The sequence below is a fragment of the Acidovorax benzenivorans genome, from assembly GCF_028680575.1.
Classification (GTDB): domain Bacteria; phylum Pseudomonadota; class Gammaproteobacteria; order Burkholderiales; family Burkholderiaceae_C; genus Acidovorax; species Acidovorax benzenivorans.
This window is the reverse complement of record NZ_JAPCKI010000007.1, coordinates 151,259-170,855: the sequence shown is the minus strand read 5'-3', so window position 1 is coordinate 170,855 and position 19,597 is coordinate 151,259. Positions and strand designations below refer to the sequence as shown.

Below are 19,597 nucleotides of genomic sequence, written 5' to 3'. Positions count from 1 at the left end.
ATGGCCCGCATCAGTCTGGACTTGGCGCATTCGTACAAGCCGAACCCGCAGCAGGACAGCGACTACGCGCTGCTGCCCCTGAAGATGGAGTTCGAGGATGGCGGTGCCTATGCGTTGCTGGGCCCCTCGGGCTGCGGCAAGACGACCATGCTCAACATCATGTCGGGGCTGCTCGTGCCCTCGCACGGCAAGGTGCTGTTTGATGGCCGCGACGTGACCCGTGCCAGCCCGCAGGAGCGCAACATTGCGCAGGTGTTTCAGTTCCCGGTGATCTACGACACCATGACGGTGGCCGAGAATCTGGCGTTTCCGCTGAAGAACCGCAAGGTGCCCGAGGCGCAAATCAAGCAGCGCGTGGGCGTGATTGCCGAGATGCTGGAGATGAGCCATCAGCTGAACCTGCGGGCCGCAGGGCTGTCGGCAGACCAGAAACAGAAGATTTCACTGGGCCGTGGCCTGGTGCGCGCCGATGTGGCGGCGGTGCTGTTCGACGAGCCGCTCACGGTGATCGACCCGCACCTCAAGTGGCAACTGCGGCGCAAGCTCAAGCAGATCCACCACGAGCTCAAGCTCACGCTGATCTATGTGACCCACGACCAGGTGGAGGCGCTGACCTTTGCCGACCAGGTGGTGGTGATGACGCGTGGCAAGGCGGTGCAGGTGGGCTCGGCCGACGCGCTGTTCGAGCGGCCCGCACACACCTTCGTGGGGCACTTCATTGGCTCGCCAGGCATGAACTTTCTGCCCGCCCAGAGCGATGGTGCCACTTTGTCGGTGGCCGGCCACCGCCTGGCCGCGCCGGTAGACCGTGCCCTGCCAAAAGGTGCGTTGCAAGTGGGTGTACGACCCGAGTACCTGGCCCTGGCCGAGCCCAACCGTGCAGGCGCGCTGCCTTGCACGGTGTCGCAGGTGCAGGACATCGGCACCTACCTGATGCTGACTGCCAAGGTGGGCGAACACACGCTCAAGGCGCGCTTCAGCCCGGAAACACGGCTTCCTTCTGCAGGGGATGCCGTCTGGTTGCAGGTGCTTGGTGAGCACACCTGCTTCTATCAAAACGAGGAGCTGCTGGCATGAGCACCACCACCAAACCCGTGAACCAGAAGGCCTGGTTCCTGATCCTGCCGGTCATCATCTGCGTGGCCTTCTCGGCCATCCTGCCGCTGATGACCGTGGTGAATTATTCGGTGCAAGACATCATCAGCCCCGAGCGCCGCGTGTTTGTGGGCACCGAGTGGTTCGCCGCCGTGATGCGCGATGAAGAGCTGCACGCCGCGCTGTTGCGTCAGATCACCTTCTCGTTGGCCGTGCTGGCGGTGGAAATTCCGCTGGGTATCCTGCTGGCGCTGTCCATGCCTGCACAGGGCTGGAAGTCGTCTGCCGTGCTGGTGGTGGTGGCGCTGTCGCTGCTGATCCCCTGGAACGTGGTGGGCACCATCTGGCAGATCTATGGCCGGGCCGACATCGGCCTGATGGGCCGCATGCTGCAGGAGATGGGCATTGAATACAGCTACACCGGCAACGCCACGCAGGCGTGGCTGACGGTGCTGCTGATGGATGTGTGGCACTGGACGCCGCTGGTGGCGCTGCTGGCCTTTGCCGGGCTGCGCTCCATCCCCGATGCGTACTACCAGGCGGCCCGCATCGACGGTGCGAGCAAGTTGGCGGTGTTCCGCTATATCCAGCTGCCCAAGATGCGCGGTGTGCTGATGATTGCGGTGCTGCTGCGCTTCATGGACAGCTTCATGATCTACACCGAGCCCTTTGTGCTCACAGGCGGCGGGCCGGGCAATGCGACCACCTTCCTCAGCCAGTACCTCACCACCAAGGCCGTGGGCCAGTTCGACCTGGGCCCTGCCGCAGCGTTCTCGCTGATCTATTTCTTCATCATCTTGCTGCTGTGTTTCATCCTCTACAACTGGATGCAGCGCGTGGGCACCGTCAGCGACGAAGGGGCTGGCCATGAATGAAAAACGCTTCCAAAAACGCACGCTGTTCCTGATTGCGTACCTGCTGTTTGCGCTGTTGCCCATCTACTGGATGGTCAACATGAGTTTCAAGACGAACGAAGAAATCCTGTCGAGCTTCTCGTTCTTTCCGCAGCACTTCACCTGGGCCAACTACAAGACCATCTTCACCGATGCGTCCTGGTACTCGGGCTACATCAACAGCCTGATCTACGTGGCCATCAACACGGTGATCTCGCTCACCGTGGCCTTGCCTGCAGCCTACGCGTTCAGCCGCTACCAGTTCATGGGCGACAAGCATGTGTTCTTCTGGCTGCTGACCAACCGCATGACGCCACCGGCCGTGTTCCTGCTGCCGTTCTTTCAGCTCTACACCACCGTGGGGCTCATGGACACGCACATCGCCGTGGCGCTGGCGCATCTGTTGTTCAACGTGCCGCTGGCGGTGTGGATTCTGGAAGGCTTCATGAGCGGCATTCCCCGTGAGATCGACGAGACGGCCTACATCGACGGCTACAGCTTTCCGCGCTTTTTCATGACCATCTTCCTGCCGCTCATCAAGGCGGGCGTGGGCGTGGCGGCGTTCTTCTGCTTCATGTTCAGCTGGGTGGAGCTGCTACTGGCCCGCACGCTGACCAGCGTGAATGCCAAGCCCATCGTGGCCACCATGACGCGCACCGTGAGTGCCTCGGGCATGGACTGGGCGACGCTGGCGGCTGCCGGGGTGCTGACCATCGTGCCCGGCGCCATCGTGATCTGGTTTGTGCGCCACTACATCGCCAAGGGTTTCGCGATGGGCCGTGTTTGAGGAGCTTGCAACATGTTTGACTGGATGGCCTGGACGCTGCCCGTGGCGGTGTTCTTCATTTGTATCGTGCTCATGCTGATCGGCATGACGGTGTGGGAGATCCAATCTCCCACGACGATGCGCAAGGGCTTTTTGCCGCTGGAGACTACGCGCGGCGATCGGCTGTTTATCGGCCTGCTGTCAGCGGCCTATGTGAATCTGATTTTTGTGGGCATCAGCGGCAAGTTGGCCCAGTGGTTCAGCTTGCAGGGCGATCCGTCGATCTGGATCAGCTTTGTGCTGTCGATGGCCCTGCTGGCGCTCATCCTGCGCAAGGGGTGAGGTGCCCGCAGGCAGTCTTGATTTCAATGGTTCCCGTCACGCGGCTCAACCCTTCCCCGGAGCCGCGTGACCCTTGCATCCAAAGGGGAGATGACTATGAGGAGACAGGCACTATGAAGACGCGGTACACAGCGCTGGCATTGGCAGTGGCGGTCATGACGGGTCAGGCCGCCATGGCGGGCGAGGCGGAGGCCAAAAAATGGGTCGACACCGAGTTCCAGCCCTCCACGCTGAGCAAAGACCAGCAGATGGCCGAGATGAAGTGGTTCATGGACGCGGCCAAGAAATTGCAGGCCAAGGGTGTGAAAGAAATTTCGGTAGTGTCCGAAACCATCACCACCCACGAATACGAATCCAAGACCCTCGCCAAGGCGTTTGAAGAAATCACCGGCATCAAGGTCAAGCACGACCTGATCCAAGAGGGTGATGTGGTCGAGAAACTGCAGACGTCCATGCAGTCGGGCAAGTCCATCTATGACGGCTGGATCTCGGATTCGGACCTGATCGGTACGCACTACCGCTACGGCAAGATCATGAACCTGACCGACTATATGGGCGGTGCAGGCAAGGAGTGGACCAACCCCGGCATCGACATCAAGGACTACATCGGCACCAAGTTCACGACCGGTCCGGACGGCAAGCTGTACCAGCTGCCCGACCAGCAGTTCGCCAACCTGTACTGGTTCCGTGCCGACCTGTTCGACCGCAAGGACATCAAGGACAAGTTCAAGGCCAAGTACGGCTATGACCTGGGCGTGCCGCTGAACTGGAGCGCCTATGAAGACATCGCTGAGTTCTTCACCAACGACGTGAAGAACATCGACGGCAAGCCGATCTATGGCCACATGGACTACGGCAAGAAGGATCCGTCGCTGGGCTGGCGCTTCACCGATGCCTGGCTGTCCATGGCGGGTACAGCCGACATCGGCGCGCCCAATGGCCTGCCGATTGACGAATGGGGCATCCGCGTGGCCGACGACAAGTGCACGCCCGTGGGCGCCAGCGTGGCCCGTGGCGGTGCGACCAACTCGCCCGCAGCCGTCTACGCCCTCACCAAGTACGTGGACTGGATGAAGAAATACGCGCCCAAGGAAGCCACGGGCATGACCTTTGGCGAGGCCGGCCCCGTGCCCGCCCAGGGCCAGATCGCGCAGCAGATCTTCTGGTACACCGCCTTCACGGCCGATATGACCAAGCCCGGCCTGCCCGTGGTGAATGCCGACGGCACGCCCAAGTGGCGCATGGCGCCCGGCCCGAACGGCCCGTACTGGAAGCAAGGCATGCAAAACGGCTACCAGGACGTGGGCAGCTGGACCTTCTTCAAGGACCACGACGCCAACAAGACGGCTGCCGCCTGGCTCTACGCACAGTTCGTGACGGCCAAGACCACGTCGCTGAAGAAGACCATGGTGGGCCTGACGCCGATCCGCGAGTCGGACATCCAGTCCAAGGCCATGACCGACATGGCGCCCAAGCTGGGTGGTCTGGTGGAGTTCTACCGCAGCCCTGCCCGTGTGGCGTGGTCGCCCACTGGCACCAATGTGCCTGACTACCCCAAGCTGGCCCAGCTCTGGTGGAAGAACGTAGCCCAGGCCGTGACGGGTGAAAAGACGCCCCAAGGCGCCATGGACACCCTGGCTGACGAGATGGACCAGGTGATGGCACGTCTGGAGCGTGCGGGCATGGCCCATTGCGCACCCAAGTTGAACCCCAAGAGCGACCCTGCCAAGTGGCTGAGCGACAAGCAGGCGCCCTGGGCCAAGCTGGCCAATGAGAAGCCAAAGGGCCAGACGATTGCCTACAACACGCTGCTGCAGGCATGGAAGGACGGCAAGACGCGCTGATCCACAGATCAAGGTGTTGCTGTAACCACCATTGATCGGCAGCCAGGGCTCACAAGGTCTCTGGCTGCCTTTTTTGCTCCATACCGTTCTCGGCACCTGCGCGGCCGCAGAGCGGGTTTTCACCCCGGGAGTGTCGGGAATTCAAGGGTAAACCCTTGGTCTTCCACTCCGCCCATGGACAATCACCCCATGACCATTGCCACCGCTCCCCTTCCCACACGGCGCGCCGACCTCCTGGCCCGCCTCGCCCAGCCGCACCACTATGACCTCGCCGTGATCGGCGGGGGCGCGACGGGTCTGGGGGTGGCGCTGGATGCTGCGGCGCGTGGCTTCAGCGTGGTCTTGGTGGATTCACACGACTTCGCTAAAGGGACTTCGTCCCGCGCCACCAAGCTGGTGCATGGCGGGGTGCGTTACCTAGCACAGGGCAACATTGCGCTGGTGCGCGAGGCGCTGCATGAGCGCACCACGCTGCTGCACAATGCGCCCCATCTGGCGCAACCTCTGCCCTTCGTGATGCCGTCGTACCGTTTCTGGGAGACCCCCTTTTATGGCATCGGACTCATGATGTACGACGCGCTCGCAGGCAAAGCCGGCCTGGGCGCCACAGAATTTCTGGGGCGCGAACGCACCCTGCAATGCCTGCCAACCGCCCGCACTGAGGGCCTCAAGGGGGGCGTCAAATATTGGGACGGGCAGTTTGATGACGCCCGTCTGGCCTTGGCGCTGGCCCGTACGGCTGCCAGCCTGGGCGCTTTGGTTGTCAATTACTGCCCTGCCCGGTCGCTGGTTCACGAGGCCGGCAAGGTCGTGGGGTTTGTCTGTGAAGACACGGACAGTGGCCAGCAGTTCACGGTGCGTGCCCGGTCGGTGGTGAATGCCACGGGCGTGTGGGTGGACACCCTGCGCCAGATGGACGGCGAAGCCATTGGGAGGCCCGTCAAGCCCATGGTGGCGCCCAGCCAGGGCGTGCACATTGTGGTGGACCGGGAGTTCCTTCCGTCCGACCACGCGCTGATGGTGCCCAAGACCGCCGATGGCCGCGTGTTGTTTGCGGTGCCATGGCTCGGCAAGCTCATTTTGGGGACCACCGACAGCCCGCGCCAGGATGTGGTTCGTGAGCCCGAGCCCTTCCGGGAGGAGGTGCGATTCATCCTGGAGGAGTCCGCGCGTTACCTGACCCGCGCGCCCCGCGTCGAGGACATCCGCAGTATCTGGGTGGGCTTGCGTCCGTTGGTCAAGCCGCAGGACGACGATGGCGACAACACCAAGAAGATCAGTCGGGAGCACACCGTATTGGCCAGCCGCAGTGGCCTGATCACCGTGACCGGTGGCAAATGGACCACCTACCGGGCGATGGCCGAAGATGTGTTGCAAAAATGCTTCACCACGGGGCTGCTGCCTGAAAAACCAGCTGGTGTGACCAACCATCTGCCGCTGGTGGGAACTCCCCAGGAGCCTGTGCAGCACCGCATTAGCGATGCCCAGGGACTGCACTCCTACGGCAGTGAAGCGGCCGCTGTGCAGGCAACGCCAGGAGCACAGGCGGATCTGGGCGGTGGCCTGACGGAGGCTATGGTGCGCTTTGCGGCACGCTACGAATATGCCTGCACGGTGGAAGACGTGCTGGCGCGACGCTCGCGCCTGCTGTTTCTGGATGCCCGCAAGGCCATAGAGTTGGCGCCGGTCGTCGCTGGCATCCTGCGCGAGGAGCTGGGGGGCGACCCGCAACTGGAGGTCTTTCTGGTCCTGGCGCAACAGTATCTGCATGTGCCTGAGTGACACGCACTTGACTTTCCAAAAGTCCTTTGCAATAATCGAGGGCTTCGCGTTTCCTACGTGAAGTTTCTGCCCAGCGGGAAGTGCTGCAAATGGTTTGCGGTGCGGACGACGGGCCCAAGACTGACTGGCTGATCTGCGGCCCTTGAGAAGTTCTCTGGGGCTGTTGTCTTCTGGTGCAAGTTGGGAATATTGAAATGATCCAGACAGAATCTCGGTTAGAGGTTGCCGACAATACCGGCGCCAAGTCCGTCCTTTGCATTAAGGTGCTGGGTGGCTCGAAGCGTCGCTATGCAAGCGTTGGCGACATCATCAAGGTGAGCATCAAAGAAGCCGCTCCACGTGGCCGCGTCAAAAAAGGCGAGGTTTACAGTGCAGTGGTGGTTCGCACGGCGAAGGGTATTCGTCGCGGCGATGGTTCGCTCGTTAAATTCGATGGCAACGCCGCAGTGTTGCTGAATGCAAAGTTGGAGCCTATCGGCACCCGCATCTTTGGACCCGTGACGCGTGAACTGCGTACCGAGAAGTTCATGAAGATCGTGTCCCTGGCTCCTGAAGTTCTCTAAGGACGCGCCATGAACAAGATTCGCAAGGGCGACGAAGTCATCGTGCTGACCGGCCGTGACAAGGGCAAGCGCGGCACGGTGTCGCTGCGCAAGGATGACTCCCATCTGGTCATCGACGGTATCAATCTGGTCAAGAAGCACGCCAAGCCGAACCCCATGAAGGGTACGACCGGCGGCATCATCGAAAAGGCCATGCCGATTCACCAGTCCAACGTGGCCATCTTCAATGCCGCTACCGGCAAGGCTGATCGCGTGGGCATCAAGGTGCAGGCTGACGGCACGCGTGTCCGCGTGTTCAAGTCCAGCGGCGCTGAAATCAAGGCGGCCTAAGGGGTAAACATGGCACGACTCCAAGAAATTTACCGCGACAAGATCGCTCCCGAGCTGACCAAACAGTTCGGTTACACCTCGCCGATGCAGGTTCCTCGTCTGACCAAGATCACCCTGAACATGGGCGTGAGCGAGGCAGTCTCGGACAAGAAGGTGATGGATAACGCCGTGGCCGACCTGACCAAGATTGCTGGTCAGAAGCCTGTGGTGACCAAGGCCAAGAAGGCTATCGCTGGTTTCAAGATCCGCGAAGGCCAGGCTATTGGTTGCATGGTCACGCTGCGTGGCGTGCAGATGTATGAGTTCCTGGACCGTTTCGTGACCGTGGCTCTGCCCCGCGTTCGTGACTTCCGTGGTATCTCTGGTCGCGCCTTTGATGGCCGTGGCAACTACAACATCGGCGTCAAAGAACAGATCATCTTCCCTGAAATTGAGTACGACAAGGTTGACGCCCTGCGCGGTCTCAATATCAGCATCACCACAACGGCCAAGTCCGACGAAGAAGCCAAGGCGCTTCTCGCTGGTTTCCGTTTCCCGTTCAAGAACTGAGGCGAAGCATGGCTAAAGTAGCTTTGATCCAGCGCGAACTGAAGCGCGAAAAACTGGCAGCCAAGTACGCAACCAAGTATGCGGAACTGAAGGCAATCGCTGGCGATGCCAAGCGCAGCGACGAAGAGCGTGATGCAGCCCGCCTTGGCCTGCAAAAGCTCCCGCGCAACGCCAACCCCACGCGTCAACGCAACCGTTGCGAAATCACCGGTCGTCCACGTGGCACCTTCCGTCAATTCGGTCTGGCTCGCGCCAAGATCCGCGAACTGGCTTTCAATGGCGACATCCCCGGTGTCACCAAGGCCAGCTGGTAAGCAGGCAGGAGAGATTAAACATGAGCATGAGTGATCCCATCGCTGACTTGCTGACCCGCATCCGTAATGCACAGATGGTCTCCAAGGCCACGGTTCTGGTGCCTTCTTCCAAAGTGAAGATTGCCATCGCCCAGGTGCTGAAGGACGAAGGTTATATCGACGGCTTCCAGGTCAAGACCGAAGCTGGCAAGTCCGAACTCGAAATTGCCCTGAAGTATTACGCAGGCCGTCCCGTGATTGAGCGCATCGAGCGCGTCAGCCGCCCTGGTCTGCGTGTGTACAAAGGCCGTGATTCCATTCCACAAGTCATGAACGGTCTGGGTGTGGCAATTGTCACGACGCCCAAGGGCGTGATGACCGATCGCAAGGCGCGCGCTACCGGTGTCGGTGGCGAAGTGCTCTGCTATGTGGCCTAACCCGCGGCATTGAGGAGAAACTGAAATGTCCCGAGTAGGAAAAATGCCCGTGACCATCCCCGCAGGTGTGGATGTGTCCGTGAAAAGCGACCAGATCTCTGTCAAGGGTTCTGGTGGTACTCTGTCGCTGGCGCAAAACGCGCTGGTGAAAGTGTCAAGCACTGAAGGCAAGCTCAGCTTTGAGCCTGCCAATGATTCCCGCGAAGCCAATGCCATGAGTGGCACGATTCGCCAGTTGGTCAACAACATGGTGGTCGGCGTCAGCAAGGGCTTTGAGAAGAAGCTGAGTTTGGTCGGTGTGGGTTACAAGGCTGCTGCCTCTGGCTCCAAGCTGAACCTGGCTGTCGGTTATTCGCACCCGGTCAATATCGATATGCCTGCCGGCATCACGGTGGCTACCCCTACCCCCACTGAAGTGGTGATCAAGGGTGCCGACCGTCAGCGTGTTGGCCAGATCGCTGCTGAGATCCGTGCTGTTCGTCCACCCGAGCCCTACAAGGGCAAGGGCATCCGCTACGCGGACGAAAAGATCACGATCAAAGAGACCAAGAAGAAATAAGGAGCTGCAACATGTTGACCAAGAAAGAGCAGCGTCTTCGTCGTTCGCGTCAGACCCGCATCCGCATTGCACAGCAAGGCGTGGCGCGTCTCACCGTGAACCGTACGAACCTCCATATCTACGCCAGTGTGATCTCCGGCGACGGCAGCAAGGTGCTGGCAAGCGCTTCGACGGCAGAAGCCGATGTGCGCAAGTCGCTCGGCGGTTCGGGCAAGGGTGGCAATGCCGCTGCAGCCCAGATCATCGGCAAGCGTATCGCTGAAAAGGCGAAAGCTGCAGGTGTCGAGAAGGTTGCATTTGATCGCGCAGGCTTTGCCTACCACGGTCGCGTTAAGGCTCTGGCCGACGCAGCCCGTGAAGCCGGCCTGCAGTTCTAAGCGGAGCGGAATAAAAAATGGCTAAATTTCAACCCAAAGTGCAGAACGAAGGTCAAGACGACGGTCTGCGCGAAAAAATGATCGCGGTCAACCGCGTGACCAAAGTCGTGAAGGGCGGCCGTATTCTCGGCTTCGCCGCACTGACTGTGGTTGGCGACGGTGATGGCCGCGTGGGCATGGGTAAGGGCAAGTCCAAGGAAGTGCCTGCTGCCGTGCAAAAAGCGATGGAAGAAGCCCGCCGCAACATGGTCAAGGTGTCCTTGAAGAACGGCACCATCTATCACAACGTAACCGGCCATCACGGCGCGGCTGTGGTGATGATGGCACCGGCTCCCAAGGGTACCGGTATCATTGCCGGTGGTCCGATGCGCGCAGTCTTTGAAGTGCTGGGTGTGACCGACATTGTGGCCAAGAGCCACGGTTCGTCCAATCCCTACAACATGGTCCGTGCTACCTTTGACGCGCTCGTCAATTCGACGACTCCGTCGAACGTGGCGGCCAAGCGCGGCAAGACGGTCGAAGACATCTTCGCCTGAACCGGAGCCTGAATATGACAACGCAACAAACCGTCAAGATTCAACTGGTGCGTAGCCCGATCGGCACCAAGGAATCGCACCGCGCCACCGTTCGTGGCCTGGGTCTGCGCAAGCTGAACAGCGTCAGCGAATTGAAGGATTCGCCCGAAGTTCGCGGCATGATTAACAAGATCAGCTACCTGGTCAAAATCGTCTGAGAGATAGATCATGGAACTCAATAGCATCAAGCCCGCAGACGGCGCCAAGCATGCCAAGCGCCGCGTAGGCCGTGGTATCGGCTCCGGCCTGGGCAAGACCGCTGGCCGTGGTCACAAGGGCCAAAAGTCCCGTTCTGGTGGCTACCACAAGGTGGGCTTCGAGGGCGGTCAAATGCCTCTGCAACGTCGCTTGCCCAAGCGCGGCTTCAAGTCGCACCTGCTCAAGTTCAATGCGGAAGTCACGCTGACGGCGCTGGACCAACTCGGTTTGGCCGAAGTGGACGTGCTGGCATTGAAGCAAGCCGGTCTGGTGGGTGAGCTGGCCAAGGTGGTCAAGGTCATCAAGAGCGGCTCCCTTAGCAAGGCAGTCAAGCTGTCTGGCGTGGGTGCTACGGCTGGTGCCAAGGCGGCCATCGAAGCTGCTGGCGGCAGCGTCGCCTGAGTGTGGCACTGAAGGAAGGCATCTGTGGCTACTAGCGCGGCTCAAATTGCAAAGACCGGAAAATTCGGCGACCTGCGTCGGCGTCTGGTTTTTCTGTTGCTGGCGCTGGTCGTATACCGTATCGGGGCTCATATCCCTGTGCCTGGTATCGATCCAGCCCAACTTCAGCAGCTGTTCAGTGGCCAGCAGGGTGGCATCCTGAACCTGTTCAACATGTTCTCGGGTGGTGCGCTGTCGCGTTTCACGGTGTTCGCTCTGGGGATCATGCCGTACATCTCGGCATCGATCATCATGCAGCTGATGACCTACGTGCTGCCCGCTTTTGAGCAGTTGAAGAAAGAAGGCGAAGCTGGTCGCAGGAAGATCACTCAATACACCCGCTATGGAACCTTGGGCTTGGCCTTGTTCCAGTCTCTGGGTATCGCAGTGGCTCTCGAAAGCTCTGCCGGTCTAGTGCTGAGCCCTGGTTTCGGCTTTCGCCTGACCGCAGTGGTCAGCCTGACGGCTGGCACCATGTTTCTGATGTGGCTGGGTGAGCAGATCACTGAGCGTGGTCTGGGTAATGGGATCTCGATCCTGATCTTCGGCGGTATCGCTGCCGGGTTGCCTAGTTCGATCGGGGGCCTTCTGGAGCTGGTCCGTACTGGCGCCATGAGCATCCTTGCCGCCATCTTCATCGTCATCGTGGTGGGTCTGGTGACTTACTTCGTGGTGTTCGTGGAGCGTGGTCAGCGCAAGATCTTGGTGAATTACGCACGGCGACAAGTCGGCAACAAGGTGTACGGCGGCCAATCGTCGCACTTGCCTCTGAAGCTGAACATGGCCGGTGTGATTCCTCCGATCTTCGCATCGTCGATCATCTTGCTGCCTGCTACCGTTGTGAACTGGTTTAGTGCCGGTGAATCGATGCGTTGGCTCAAGGACATCTCGGGTGCATTGACCCCGGGTCAGCCGATCTACGTGATGTTCTACGCTGCTGCGATCATCTTCTTCTGCTTTTTCTATACGGCGCTGGTGTTCAATAGCCGCGAGACCGCAGATAACCTGAAGAAGAGTGGTGCGTTCATCCCAGGCATTCGTCCAGGTGAGCAAACTGCGCGCTACATCGACAAGATCCTGGTTCGCCTGACCTTGGCCGGTGCTGTGTATATCACCTTTGTGTGTCTGCTGCCAGAGTTTCTGATCCTGAAGTACAACGTACCGTTTTACTTTGGCGGAACCTCTCTGCTGATCATTGTGGTGGTGACCATGGACTTCATGGCCCAGGTTCAGAACTACATGATGTCGCAACAGTATGAATCGCTGCTCAAGAAGGCAAACTTCAAAGGCAGTGCAGCCGGGTAACGGAATAAAGGCAGCGCCCAGCGCTGCCTGCAAAGAGTTGGATATCGGTTGAGTTGGCGCCCCACGATTTTTCGCGGGCACAAATTGTGTTCCGTGCGAAACAGCCGGGACGGATGGAAAAGTTTTAGGAGAATGCAATGAGAGTTTCGGCTTCGGTCAAAAAAATCTGCCGCAACTGCAAGATCATCCGCCGCAAGGGTGTGGTGCGCGTGATCTGCACGGATCTGCGTCACAAGCAGCGCCAAGGTTGATTGGAAAGTATTAGAGGACGCATATGGCACGTATCGCTGGCATTAACATTCCGCCGCACAAGCACGCGGAAATCGGTTTGACCGCCATTTTTGGCATTGGTCGCACCCGCGCTCGCAAGATCTGCGAAGCAACTGGTATCGCTTACTCCAAGAAGATCAAGGATCTGACGGATGGCGATCTAGAAAAAATTCGCGAGCAAATCGAGCAGTTCACCATTGAAGGTGACCTGCGCCGCGAAACCACGATGAACATCAAGCGTTTGATGGACATCGGCTGCTATCGTGGCTTCCGCCATCGCCGCGGTCTGCCAATGCGTGGTCAGCGCACCCGTACCAATGCTCGCACTCGCAAGGGTCCGCGCAAGGGTGCAGCTGCACTGAAGAAATAAAGATTGAAAGATCATCATGGCTAAGTCTCCTGCCAATAACGCAGCTCAGCGCGTTCGCAAGAAGGTCCGGAAGAACGTTTCGGACGGCATTGCACACGTGCACGCCTCGTTCAACAACACCATCATCACGATCACCGATCGCCAGGGCAACGCCCTGTCGTGGGCTTCGTCCGGTGGCCAAGGTTTCAAGGGCTCGCGTAAGTCCACCCCATTCGCAGCCCAGGTGGCTTCGGAAGTGGCTGGCCGCGCTGCCATCGATCAAGGTATCAAGAATCTTGACGTTGAGATCAAGGGCCCAGGTCCTGGTCGCGAATCGTCGGTGCGCGCACTGGGCGCACTGGGCATCCGCATCACATCGATCTCCGATGTGACTCCGGTGCCGCACAACGGTTGCCGCCCTCAAAAGCGCCGTCGTATCTAATCTCTCTAAGCCCACCGCCGCCTGTGAACGCGAAAGCGCCTCAGGCGGCTCCCGCAATGGTTTGCGGTAGATGACACAAAGGAAGCTCAAGTGGCACGTTACCTCGGCCCCAAGGCCAAACTCTCCCGCCGTGAAGGCACGGACCTGTTCCTGAAGAGCGCACGCCGCTCGATCGCCGACAAGTCCAAGTTCGATTCCAAGCCTGGTCAGCACGGCCGCACCTCGGGTGCCCGTACCTCTGACTACGGTCTGCAACTGCGTGAAAAGCAGAAGGTCAAGCGCATGTACGGCGTGCTGGAAAAGCAATTCCGCCGTTACTTCGAAGCCGCTGAAGGCAAGAAGGGCAACACCGGCGCCAACCTGCTGTTCCTGCTGGAATCCCGTCTCGACAACGTCGTGTACCGCATGGGTTTCGGTTCGACCCGCGCTGAAGCACGCCAGCTGGTGTCGCACAAGGCGATTACCGTGAACGGCAAGTCCGTGAACATCGCTTCGTACCTCGTGAAGACGGGTGACGTGGTTGCAGTGCGCGAAAAGTCCAAGAAGCAAAATCGCGTGGTGGAAGCCCTGCAACTGGCCGCACAAGTGGGTATGCCTGCCTGGGTGGAAGTGAATGCCGAGAAGGCTGAAGGCATCTTCAAGAAGGTGCCAGACCGTGATGAGTTTGGCGCCGACATCAACGAATCCCTGATCGTTGAGTTGTACTCGCGCTAATCGCTCGGTACATATTTCGAGAAAACCGTCCCTGAACCGCGAGGCATCGCGGTTTAGGCGCTTCACCAGCCTTACCGGTGTAACGAGCTGGGGGTATTGAGAGGAAGTCTGAATGCAAACCAATTTGCTGAAACCCAAGGCGATCAATGTCGAGCAGCTTGGCCACAATCGTGCCAAGGTCGCACTGGAGCCGTTCGAGCGTGGGTACGGCCACACGCTGGGCAATGCCATTCGGCGCGTCCTGCTCTCGTCCATGGTGGGTTACGCAGCGACGGAAGTCACGATAGCAGGGGTGCTGCACGAGTATTCGTCCATTGACGGCGTTCAAGAAGACGTAGTCAACATTCTGTTGAATCTCAAGGGTGTGGTGTTCAAGCTCCACAACCGTGACGAAGTGACGTTGAGCCTGCGCAAGGATGGCGAGGGCGTAGTCACTGCCCGTGACATCCAGACCCCTCACGACGTGGAAATCGTCAACCCTGATCATGTGATTGCCAACCTTTCGGCAGGCGGCAAGCTGGACATGCAGATCAAGGTCGAGAAGGGCCGCGGCTATGTACCTGGTAGCCTGCGCCGCTATGCTGACGAATCGACCAAGTCGATTGGCCGCATTGTGCTGGACGCATCGTTCTCCCCAGTGAAGCGCGTGAGCTACACCGTGGAAAGCGCTCGCGTGGAGCAGCGTACCGACTTGGACAAGCTGGTTGTTGAAATCGAGACCAACGGTGCGATCACCGCTGAAGATGCAGTGCGCGCCTCCGCCAAGATTTTGGTGGAACAACTGGCTGTGTTTGCACAGCTGGAAGGTGGCGAGTTGGCTGCGTTTGACGCACCGGCAGGCCCACGCGGCAACGCCACATTCGATCCAATCCTGCTGCGCCCAGTGGACGAGTTGGAGTTGACCGTGCGTTCCGCCAACTGCTTGAAGGCTGAGAACATTTACTACATCGGTGATCTGATTCAGCGCACCGAGAACGAGTTGCTCAAGACGCCTAATCTGGGTCGCAAGTCGCTCAACGAGATCAAGGAAGTGCTCGCATCGCGTGGTCTCACGCTGGGCATGAAGCTTGAGAACTGGCCGCCAGCTGGCCTGGACAAGCGCTAAGCAAACGTTATAATCATGGGCTCCCCGAAAAGGGGACCCATTTTTCAGTCCTCCGCAAGGGGGACTTTTTTGTTCCCTGTTGTGGGGGACAGTGCCTCGAGTAGTACCTGATACGGCTGCCCGATCTAATTACATAGACAGTAGAAGGAAAGCACCATGCGCCACGGACACGGCCTCCGCAAACTCAACCGCACCAGCTCGCACCGCCTCGCGATGCTGCAGAACATGATGAACTCGCTCATCGAGCATGAAGTCATCAAGACCACGGTTCCTAAGGCCAAGGAACTGCGCCGCGTGATCGAGCCCATGATCACCCTGGCCAAGGAAGATTCCGTCGCCAACCGCCGCCTGGCATTCAATCGCCTGCGCGACCGTGACAGCGTGACCAAGCTGTTCAACGATCTGGGCCCCCGTTTCAAGGTGCGTCCTGGCGGCTACACCCGTATTCTGAAGATGGGCTTCCGCGTGGGTGACAATGCGCCCATGGCTCTGGTCGAATTGGTCGATCGTGCTGCAGAAACCGAAAATAATTCGGCAGCAGCTGAATAATAGGGTATAATTTATTTCTTACCGCGCGATGGAGCAGTCTGGTAGCTCGTTGGGCTCATAACCCAAAGGTCGGAGGTTCAAATCCTTCTCGCGCAACCAAAACATAGCAAAACTTGCTAAAGCGAAAAGCCCACTTTTTAGTGGGCTTTTTTGTTTGTGCATTGTGCTTGATCCTCCGTGGGAGGCGGGCCTGCCCGGCGGCAATTGGTTCGTCCTGCGCAAGGCAGTGTCACACCACGGCGGGCTTCATTCGGTGCGCAAACAGGTCCGCCTTGGCGGCCTTGGTGATGGCGACCACACAGGGGTGTGTGATCCGCCTTTCGATGGAGATCGCAAAAAACTCCTCCACCAGGTCTGAGGACCGTCCAATGATCTCCACCCCAAACTGCGCGGTCGTCTCCTCATCGAGCACGGACGGGGATGTGAAGATGCCGCGGCCTTCTCTGCCAAATGCGTTCATCAGCGCGCTGTCGTCGAACTCACCAACCAGACGGGGCTGCAGGTGGTGCTTGTTCAGCCAGTGGTCGAGTTGCTGGCGTACGGACGACATAGGTCCCTGAATCAGCATCGGGGCGCCGTGCAGGCATTGTGGAAACGGTCCTTCCAGCTGAGCTCTCAATGCGGGAGCACACAGAAAACTCATACCGCTGGTTCCCAAGGGGTGGTTGAACGCCTTGACGCCAATTTTTTTGGACACGGGTTCGTCGGCCAGCACAAGGTCCAGCCGATGCAGGCTCAGCTGCGCAATCAGTTCGGGAAACTTGCCTTCGTGGCAGATCATGTGCACGCGCGGGGCCATGCCCAGCGCGGGCTCCAGAAGGTGGTAGGCCACAGACTTGGCAATCGAGTCGGCCACGCCGACCCGGAACTCCAGCGGCTTCTCCTGCCCGCGCGCCAGCCGGATGGACTTTTCCAGTTCGTCCCCCAGCGCAAAAATTTGCTCTGCATACCCCAGGGCAATGCGGCCTTCGCTGGTCAGCTCCAGGCCCCGCCCCCGCTTGCGGAACAGGTTGTGGCCCAGCCATTCTTCCAACTGCTTGATCTGGCCCGACAGGGTTTGCGGGGTGGTGTTGAGCTGCTCACCCGCACGCATCACGCCGCCAGCCTTGGCCACCGTCCAGAAATAACGCAGGTGCTTGAAATTCATGGCGCCCTCAACACTTCGAGTAAATCGAAGAATAAAACTCGATAAAACGAATATACGCGAAGTGTGAATCTCTCTACATTGACGTTTGGCGGCTTCCGTGGCGATCTACGCCCCGGCCTGGAGCTGCCTGTGTTTGCAAGGAGTAGCAACGATGCGTATCACGACCCGAGGACAGCTGGCGGTGTCCGCCATGACCGACCTGGCCCTGCGCCAGAAGATGCGGCCCGTGCCCTTGTCCACCATCAGCGCGCGGCAGGGGATTTCTCTGTCTTACCTTGAACAGCTGTTCAGCGCCCTGCGCCGTGCCGGCCTGGTGGACAGCACTCGGGGGCCCGGCGGTGGCTACACGCTGGCGCGGCGCGCAGACCAGGTATCGGTGGCAGAAATCATCCTGGCGGTGGAGAACCTCAAGGCCGACGAACTGCAGAATCTGGGGCCCAGCCAGGCTGCTCAGGTCAAATCTATGACGGGGGAGCTGTGGACCAGCTTCAACTCCCGGGTGATGGAATACCTGCAGTCGGTGACGTTGCAGGATCTGGTCACTCAGGCGCTGGAGCAGGGCACCGTTGTGGAAGACACGGCGCCCGTTGCGCGGACCAAGCTGCCTCTCGCGCCAAAGCCCCGCCCGCTGATGGCACGGGTCAATGTGCCCAATTCGGTGTTTGCTCTGGGGTCCATGCCGATCCTGCAGCGCCGCTGAACCGGTAGCCGCGGTAGCGGGGTGGGGCTGAGCGCTGGCCGACGGTGCCACCGCATGCCATTGCCGTGGCGTGCGGCCTGAGTCCTTTGTTCGTGCCTACAACTGGTGCGCCAGCTGCTTGATCCCCCGGATCAGCATCTCCACCGAGATGGCGACCAGGATCAGGCCCATCAGGCGTTCAAATGCCATCACCACGCGTTCGCCCACCAGGCGCTGGATGCGTTCGGCCATCAGCAGCACCACGGCGCACACAGCCATGGTGACGCACAGTGCGCCCACCCATTCCCAGCGGCGTTCCGGCGCCTGGGCCACCAGCAGCATGACGGTGGCCAGTGCCGAGGGGCCGGCCAGCGCCGGAATGGCGAGCGGCACGATCAATGGCTCGCCCGGCAGCTCCGCCTGCGGTCCGTCCGCCGAGGGAAAGATCATGCGCAGCGCGATCAAAAACAACACCACCGCGCCTGCAATCTGTAGCGACAGATCGCTCAGATTCATCACCCGCAGAAACTCTGCGCCGAAGAACAGGAACACCAGCAGCAGCGCAAACGCGATCAACACCTCGCGCAGGATCACCCGCGCCCTGCGCTCAGGGGGCACGCCACGGAGGGCGTTGGCGAAGATGGGGATGTTGCCCAGCGGATCGGTGATCAGCAAAAGCAGGATGGTGGCGGACGCGAAGGTGTAGCTCACGCTGCGTACACCGTGTCCAGAGAGCGAAAGCCCTTGATCTCGATCGGATTGCCACTGGGGTCGTGGAAGAACATCGTCCACTGCTCGCCGGGCTGGCCTTCAAAACGCACTTGTGGTGCTAGTACAAAGGCGGTGTCGGCGGCTTTGAGCCGCGCGGCCAGTGCGTGCCAGTCGGGCAGTTCCAGAATGGCTCCGAAGTGCGGCATGGGCACCAGGTGGTCGCCCACATGCCCGGTGCGGGCGCTGGCAAACGGGGTGCCCAGGTGCAACGAGATCTGGTGGCCAAAAAAATCGAAGTCCACCCAGGTGTCGGTGCTTCGGCCTTCCTGGCAGCCCAGCACACCGCCGTAAAAGCGGCGGGCGGCATCCAGGTCGGTGACGTGAAAAGCGAGGTGAAAGAGGCTGCGCATCCCGCAAAGGATAGCAGCCAGGGCCACGCGGGGGATACCGCCTGGGGGATGTCAGACGACCGATGGATCGGCCGCCATGTTGTCAAACTTCTTGAAATACTGGCGCGCCATGGCCACCAGCTGGGCGTCGGTCGGGTGGTCGGCCGCTACGGAGTCGACCACCACGCCCGCCACGGCGGCATGGTGCTTGGCCGTCCAGTCGCGGAACTGGTTGCGCACCAGGCCCGGACCGGCCAGCAGCACCTCGCGGGTGTGGGCCAGAGCCTGGGCCACGTCGGCAAAAAACGGTGTGAGGTCGTCGGCCTTGCCCTGGTGCTTGTGGTGGCTGCGCGACTTGATGCGCTGGGCTTCGGCGTGTTCGCGGTCGAACATCACCACATGGGCTTCGGATTGGTCCATCCAGACAACGGCGTGAAAAGTGCTCATGAATCGGCTTTCTTGAAGTAGTGACAAAAACGGGAAGAGAAGTGGACTGAATGCGCGAACCTGCTCACGCAGCCCGCCGGTGGTGCTCGACCTTTTCCTGGCAGTGCACGCAGCGTGCAGCCTCGGGGGTAGCGTGTAGGCGCGCTGCGGTGATGTGGGTGCCACAGTCCATGCACTCGCCATAAGTGCCCGCTTCGATGCGGGCCAGGGCGGCTTCGACGGCCGCCAGGTGCGCGGTCTCGCGTTCGTCGAGGGCGAATTCCAACTCACGCTCGGTGGCGACCTGGGCGCGCGGGTCTTCGGGCCGTCCGAAGTGGTCGGCGGCGGCCTCGGCGCGGCCGATGACACCACCGCGCTGTGCGGCCAGTTGTGCCCGCAGCTCGGATTGCTGGGCCAGCAACTGCTGGCGGAACGGTGCGGCTTGGGTCTTGTCCATGCGGGGTCTC

At 60.1% G+C, this 19,597-nt stretch carries 29 protein-coding genes and 1 tRNA gene; 25 read left to right on the top strand and 5 right to left on the bottom strand.

Going from position 1 to position 19,597, the window contains the following annotated elements:
* From OIN59_RS14585 to OIN59_RS14470, 24 genes are all read left to right on the top strand, one after another.
* Positions 1–1,077, top strand: coding sequence for an ABC transporter ATP-binding protein (locus OIN59_RS14585; protein WP_274111520.1), 1,077 nt, complete (start codon positions 1–3; stop codon positions 1,075–1,077).
* Positions 1,074–1,970 carry a carbohydrate ABC transporter permease gene (locus OIN59_RS14580; protein WP_274111518.1) on the top strand — a complete coding sequence of 299 codons (897 nt, stop codon included), beginning with the start codon at positions 1,074–1,076 and terminating at the stop codon, positions 1,968–1,970. The genes OIN59_RS14585 and OIN59_RS14580 overlap by 4 nt, the downstream gene beginning before the upstream one ends.
* Positions 1,963–2,775, top strand: coding sequence for a carbohydrate ABC transporter permease (locus OIN59_RS14575; RefSeq protein WP_274111516.1), 813 nt, complete (start codon positions 1,963–1,965; stop codon positions 2,773–2,775). The genes OIN59_RS14580 and OIN59_RS14575 overlap by 8 nt, the downstream gene beginning before the upstream one ends.
* Positions 2,776–2,787: 12 nt before the next feature.
* Positions 2,788–3,096, top strand: coding sequence for a DUF2160 domain-containing protein (locus OIN59_RS14570; RefSeq protein WP_274111514.1), 309 nt, complete (start codon positions 2,788–2,790; stop codon positions 3,094–3,096).
* A 113-nt stretch (positions 3,097–3,209) separates the two neighbouring features.
* Positions 3,210–4,940: an ABC transporter substrate-binding protein gene (locus tag OIN59_RS14565; protein WP_274111512.1), complete on the top strand. Its 1,731-nt coding sequence runs from the start codon at positions 3,210–3,212 to the stop codon at positions 4,938–4,940.
* A 189-nt stretch (positions 4,941–5,129) separates the two neighbouring features.
* Positions 5,130–6,722 carry a glycerol-3-phosphate dehydrogenase/oxidase gene (locus tag OIN59_RS14560; protein ID WP_274111510.1) on the top strand — a complete coding sequence of 531 codons (1,593 nt, stop codon included), beginning with the start codon at positions 5,130–5,132 and terminating at the stop codon, positions 6,720–6,722.
* A gap of 194 nt (positions 6,723–6,916) precedes the next feature.
* Positions 6,917–7,285, top strand: a complete 369-nt coding sequence (gene rplN / locus OIN59_RS14555) for a 50S ribosomal protein L14 (protein WP_007861702.1) — start codon at positions 6,917–6,919, stop codon at positions 7,283–7,285.
* Between the two features lie 9 nt (positions 7,286–7,294).
* Positions 7,295–7,615 (top strand): 50S ribosomal protein L24, encoded by a 321-nt coding sequence (gene rplX / locus OIN59_RS14550; protein ID WP_008906524.1) that lies wholly within the window; start codon positions 7,295–7,297, stop codon positions 7,613–7,615.
* 9 nt (positions 7,616–7,624) lie between these two features.
* Positions 7,625–8,164: a 50S ribosomal protein L5 gene (gene rplE, locus OIN59_RS14545; protein WP_005793632.1), complete on the top strand. Its 540-nt coding sequence runs from the start codon at positions 7,625–7,627 to the stop codon at positions 8,162–8,164.
* Positions 8,165–8,172: 8 nt separating this feature from the next.
* Entirely contained in the window at positions 8,173–8,478 is a 306-nt protein-coding gene (gene rpsN / locus OIN59_RS14540; RefSeq protein ID WP_015016017.1) for a 30S ribosomal protein S14, read from the top strand.
* Between the two features lie 20 nt (positions 8,479–8,498).
* Positions 8,499–8,894: a 30S ribosomal protein S8 gene (gene rpsH / locus OIN59_RS14535; protein WP_005793636.1), complete on the top strand. Its 396-nt coding sequence runs from the start codon at positions 8,499–8,501 to the stop codon at positions 8,892–8,894.
* A 25-nt stretch (positions 8,895–8,919) separates the two neighbouring features.
* Positions 8,920–9,453 (top strand): 50S ribosomal protein L6, encoded by a 534-nt coding sequence (rplF, locus tag OIN59_RS14530; RefSeq protein ID WP_274111504.1) that lies wholly within the window; start codon positions 8,920–8,922, stop codon positions 9,451–9,453.
* Between the two features lie 11 nt (positions 9,454–9,464).
* Positions 9,465–9,830, top strand: a complete 366-nt coding sequence (gene rplR / locus OIN59_RS14525; RefSeq protein ID WP_005793639.1) for a 50S ribosomal protein L18 — start codon at positions 9,465–9,467, stop codon at positions 9,828–9,830.
* A 17-nt stretch (positions 9,831–9,847) separates the two neighbouring features.
* Entirely contained in the window at positions 9,848–10,366 is a 519-nt protein-coding gene (gene rpsE / locus OIN59_RS14520; RefSeq protein ID WP_274111501.1) for a 30S ribosomal protein S5, read from the top strand.
* 14 nt (positions 10,367–10,380) lie between these two features.
* Positions 10,381–10,563: a 50S ribosomal protein L30 gene (gene rpmD / locus OIN59_RS14515; RefSeq protein ID WP_005793644.1), complete on the top strand. Its 183-nt coding sequence runs from the start codon at positions 10,381–10,383 to the stop codon at positions 10,561–10,563.
* 10 nt (positions 10,564–10,573) lie between these two features.
* Positions 10,574–11,005: a 50S ribosomal protein L15 gene (rplO, locus tag OIN59_RS14510; RefSeq protein WP_056065387.1), complete on the top strand. Its 432-nt coding sequence runs from the start codon at positions 10,574–10,576 to the stop codon at positions 11,003–11,005.
* A gap of 24 nt (positions 11,006–11,029) precedes the next feature.
* On the top strand, positions 11,030–12,349 hold the full coding sequence (secY, locus tag OIN59_RS14505) for a preprotein translocase subunit SecY (protein ID WP_274111497.1): 1,320 nt from the start codon (positions 11,030–11,032) through the stop codon (positions 12,347–12,349).
* Between the two features lie 137 nt (positions 12,350–12,486).
* Entirely contained in the window at positions 12,487–12,600 is a 114-nt protein-coding gene (gene rpmJ, locus OIN59_RS14500; RefSeq protein ID WP_005793651.1) for a 50S ribosomal protein L36, read from the top strand.
* 23 nt (positions 12,601–12,623) lie between these two features.
* Positions 12,624–12,989: a 30S ribosomal protein S13 gene (rpsM, locus tag OIN59_RS14495; RefSeq protein ID WP_008906516.1), complete on the top strand. Its 366-nt coding sequence runs from the start codon at positions 12,624–12,626 to the stop codon at positions 12,987–12,989.
* Between the two features lie 16 nt (positions 12,990–13,005).
* Complete coding sequence (gene rpsK, locus OIN59_RS14490; RefSeq protein WP_005793662.1) at positions 13,006–13,410, top strand: 30S ribosomal protein S11; 405 nt, start codon at positions 13,006–13,008, stop codon at positions 13,408–13,410.
* Between the two features lie 90 nt (positions 13,411–13,500).
* Positions 13,501–14,124, top strand: coding sequence for a 30S ribosomal protein S4 (rpsD, locus tag OIN59_RS14485; protein WP_008906515.1), 624 nt, complete (start codon positions 13,501–13,503; stop codon positions 14,122–14,124).
* 112 nt (positions 14,125–14,236) lie between these two features.
* Positions 14,237–15,229: a DNA-directed RNA polymerase subunit alpha gene (locus OIN59_RS14480; protein ID WP_008906514.1), complete on the top strand. Its 993-nt coding sequence runs from the start codon at positions 14,237–14,239 to the stop codon at positions 15,227–15,229.
* 156 nt (positions 15,230–15,385) lie between these two features.
* Positions 15,386–15,778, top strand: a complete 393-nt coding sequence (gene rplQ / locus OIN59_RS14475) for a 50S ribosomal protein L17 (protein ID WP_008906513.1) — start codon at positions 15,386–15,388, stop codon at positions 15,776–15,778.
* Positions 15,779–15,800: 22 nt separating this feature from the next.
* A tRNA-Met gene (locus OIN59_RS14470) sits at positions 15,801–15,877 on the top strand.
* Between the two features lie 130 nt (positions 15,878–16,007).
* On the opposite strand, the gene nhaR is transcribed toward OIN59_RS14470, so the two are convergent.
* Positions 16,008–16,925, bottom strand: coding sequence for a transcriptional activator NhaR (gene nhaR / locus OIN59_RS14465; protein WP_274111490.1), 918 nt, complete (start codon positions 16,923–16,925; stop codon positions 16,008–16,010).
* Between the two features lie 151 nt (positions 16,926–17,076).
* Here nhaR and OIN59_RS14460 point away from each other — a divergent pair, with 151 nt between their 5' ends.
* Positions 17,077–17,625, top strand: coding sequence for an Rrf2 family transcriptional regulator (locus OIN59_RS14460; protein ID WP_274111488.1), 549 nt, complete (start codon positions 17,077–17,079; stop codon positions 17,623–17,625).
* Positions 17,626–17,721: 96 nt separating this feature from the next.
* Here OIN59_RS14460 and OIN59_RS14455 read toward each other — a convergent pair whose 3' ends face one another.
* From OIN59_RS14455 to OIN59_RS14440, 4 genes are all read right to left on the bottom strand, one after another.
* A complete protein-coding gene (locus OIN59_RS14455; RefSeq protein WP_274111486.1) occupies positions 17,722–18,315 on the bottom strand; it encodes a MarC family protein in 594 nt (197 codons plus the stop codon).
* The gene (locus OIN59_RS14450) at positions 18,312–18,725 is read right to left on the bottom strand and encodes a VOC family protein (RefSeq protein WP_274111484.1); all 414 of its coding nucleotides are present in this window, start codon (positions 18,723–18,725) and stop codon (positions 18,312–18,314) included. The genes OIN59_RS14455 and OIN59_RS14450 overlap by 4 nt, the downstream gene beginning before the upstream one ends.
* Positions 18,726–18,776: 51 nt before the next feature.
* Positions 18,777–19,151: a hypothetical protein gene (locus OIN59_RS14445; RefSeq protein ID WP_274111482.1), complete on the bottom strand. Its 375-nt coding sequence runs from the start codon at positions 19,149–19,151 to the stop codon at positions 18,777–18,779.
* A gap of 64 nt (positions 19,152–19,215) precedes the next feature.
* Entirely contained in the window at positions 19,216–19,587 is a 372-nt protein-coding gene (locus OIN59_RS14440; RefSeq protein ID WP_274111480.1) for a TraR/DksA family transcriptional regulator, read from the bottom strand.
* Between the last annotated feature and the right edge of the window lie 10 nt (positions 19,588–19,597).

Excerpts from the sequence above, each read along its gene's own strand:
- OIN59_RS14585 (WP_274111520.1), top strand. The coding sequence starts at position 1 with ATGGCCCGCATCAGTCTGGACTTGGCGCATTCGTACAAGCCGAACCCG.
- OIN59_RS14580 (WP_274111518.1), top strand. The coding sequence starts at position 1,074 with ATGAGCACCACCACCAAACCCGTGAACCAGAAGGCCTGGTTCCTGATC.
- OIN59_RS14575 (WP_274111516.1), top strand. The coding sequence starts at position 1,963 with ATGAATGAAAAACGCTTCCAAAAACGCACGCTGTTCCTGATTGCGTAC.
- OIN59_RS14570 (WP_274111514.1), top strand. The coding sequence starts at position 2,788 with ATGTTTGACTGGATGGCCTGGACGCTGCCCGTGGCGGTGTTCTTCATT.
- OIN59_RS14565 (WP_274111512.1), top strand. The coding sequence starts at position 3,210 with ATGAAGACGCGGTACACAGCGCTGGCATTGGCAGTGGCGGTCATGACG.
- OIN59_RS14560 (WP_274111510.1), top strand. The coding sequence starts at position 5,130 with ATGACCATTGCCACCGCTCCCCTTCCCACACGGCGCGCCGACCTCCTG.
- rplN (WP_007861702.1), top strand. The coding sequence starts at position 6,917 with ATGATCCAGACAGAATCTCGGTTAGAGGTTGCCGACAATACCGGCGCC.
- rplX (WP_008906524.1), top strand. The coding sequence starts at position 7,295 with ATGAACAAGATTCGCAAGGGCGACGAAGTCATCGTGCTGACCGGCCGT.
- rplE (WP_005793632.1), top strand. The coding sequence starts at position 7,625 with ATGGCACGACTCCAAGAAATTTACCGCGACAAGATCGCTCCCGAGCTG.
- rpsN (WP_015016017.1), top strand. The coding sequence starts at position 8,173 with ATGGCTAAAGTAGCTTTGATCCAGCGCGAACTGAAGCGCGAAAAACTG.
- rpsH (WP_005793636.1), top strand. The coding sequence starts at position 8,499 with ATGAGCATGAGTGATCCCATCGCTGACTTGCTGACCCGCATCCGTAAT.
- rplF (WP_274111504.1), top strand. The coding sequence starts at position 8,920 with ATGTCCCGAGTAGGAAAAATGCCCGTGACCATCCCCGCAGGTGTGGAT.
- rplR (WP_005793639.1), top strand. The coding sequence starts at position 9,465 with ATGTTGACCAAGAAAGAGCAGCGTCTTCGTCGTTCGCGTCAGACCCGC.
- rpsE (WP_274111501.1), top strand. The coding sequence starts at position 9,848 with ATGGCTAAATTTCAACCCAAAGTGCAGAACGAAGGTCAAGACGACGGT.
- rpmD (WP_005793644.1), top strand. The coding sequence starts at position 10,381 with ATGACAACGCAACAAACCGTCAAGATTCAACTGGTGCGTAGCCCGATC.
- rplO (WP_056065387.1), top strand. The coding sequence starts at position 10,574 with ATGGAACTCAATAGCATCAAGCCCGCAGACGGCGCCAAGCATGCCAAG.
- rpmJ (WP_005793651.1), top strand. The coding sequence starts at position 12,487 with ATGAGAGTTTCGGCTTCGGTCAAAAAAATCTGCCGCAACTGCAAGATC.
- rpsM (WP_008906516.1), top strand. The coding sequence starts at position 12,624 with ATGGCACGTATCGCTGGCATTAACATTCCGCCGCACAAGCACGCGGAA.
- rpsK (WP_005793662.1), top strand. The coding sequence starts at position 13,006 with ATGGCTAAGTCTCCTGCCAATAACGCAGCTCAGCGCGTTCGCAAGAAG.
- OIN59_RS14480 (WP_008906514.1), top strand. The coding sequence starts at position 14,237 with ATGCAAACCAATTTGCTGAAACCCAAGGCGATCAATGTCGAGCAGCTT.
- rplQ (WP_008906513.1), top strand. The coding sequence starts at position 15,386 with ATGCGCCACGGACACGGCCTCCGCAAACTCAACCGCACCAGCTCGCAC.
- nhaR (WP_274111490.1), bottom strand. The coding sequence starts at position 16,925 with ATGAATTTCAAGCACCTGCGTTATTTCTGGACGGTGGCCAAGGCTGGC.
- OIN59_RS14460 (WP_274111488.1), top strand. The coding sequence starts at position 17,077 with ATGCGTATCACGACCCGAGGACAGCTGGCGGTGTCCGCCATGACCGAC.
- OIN59_RS14450 (WP_274111484.1), bottom strand. The coding sequence starts at position 18,725 with ATGCGCAGCCTCTTTCACCTCGCTTTTCACGTCACCGACCTGGATGCC.
- OIN59_RS14445 (WP_274111482.1), bottom strand. The coding sequence starts at position 19,151 with ATGAGCACTTTTCACGCCGTTGTCTGGATGGACCAATCCGAAGCCCAT.
- OIN59_RS14440 (WP_274111480.1), bottom strand. The coding sequence starts at position 19,587 with ATGGACAAGACCCAAGCCGCACCGTTCCGCCAGCAGTTGCTGGCCCAG.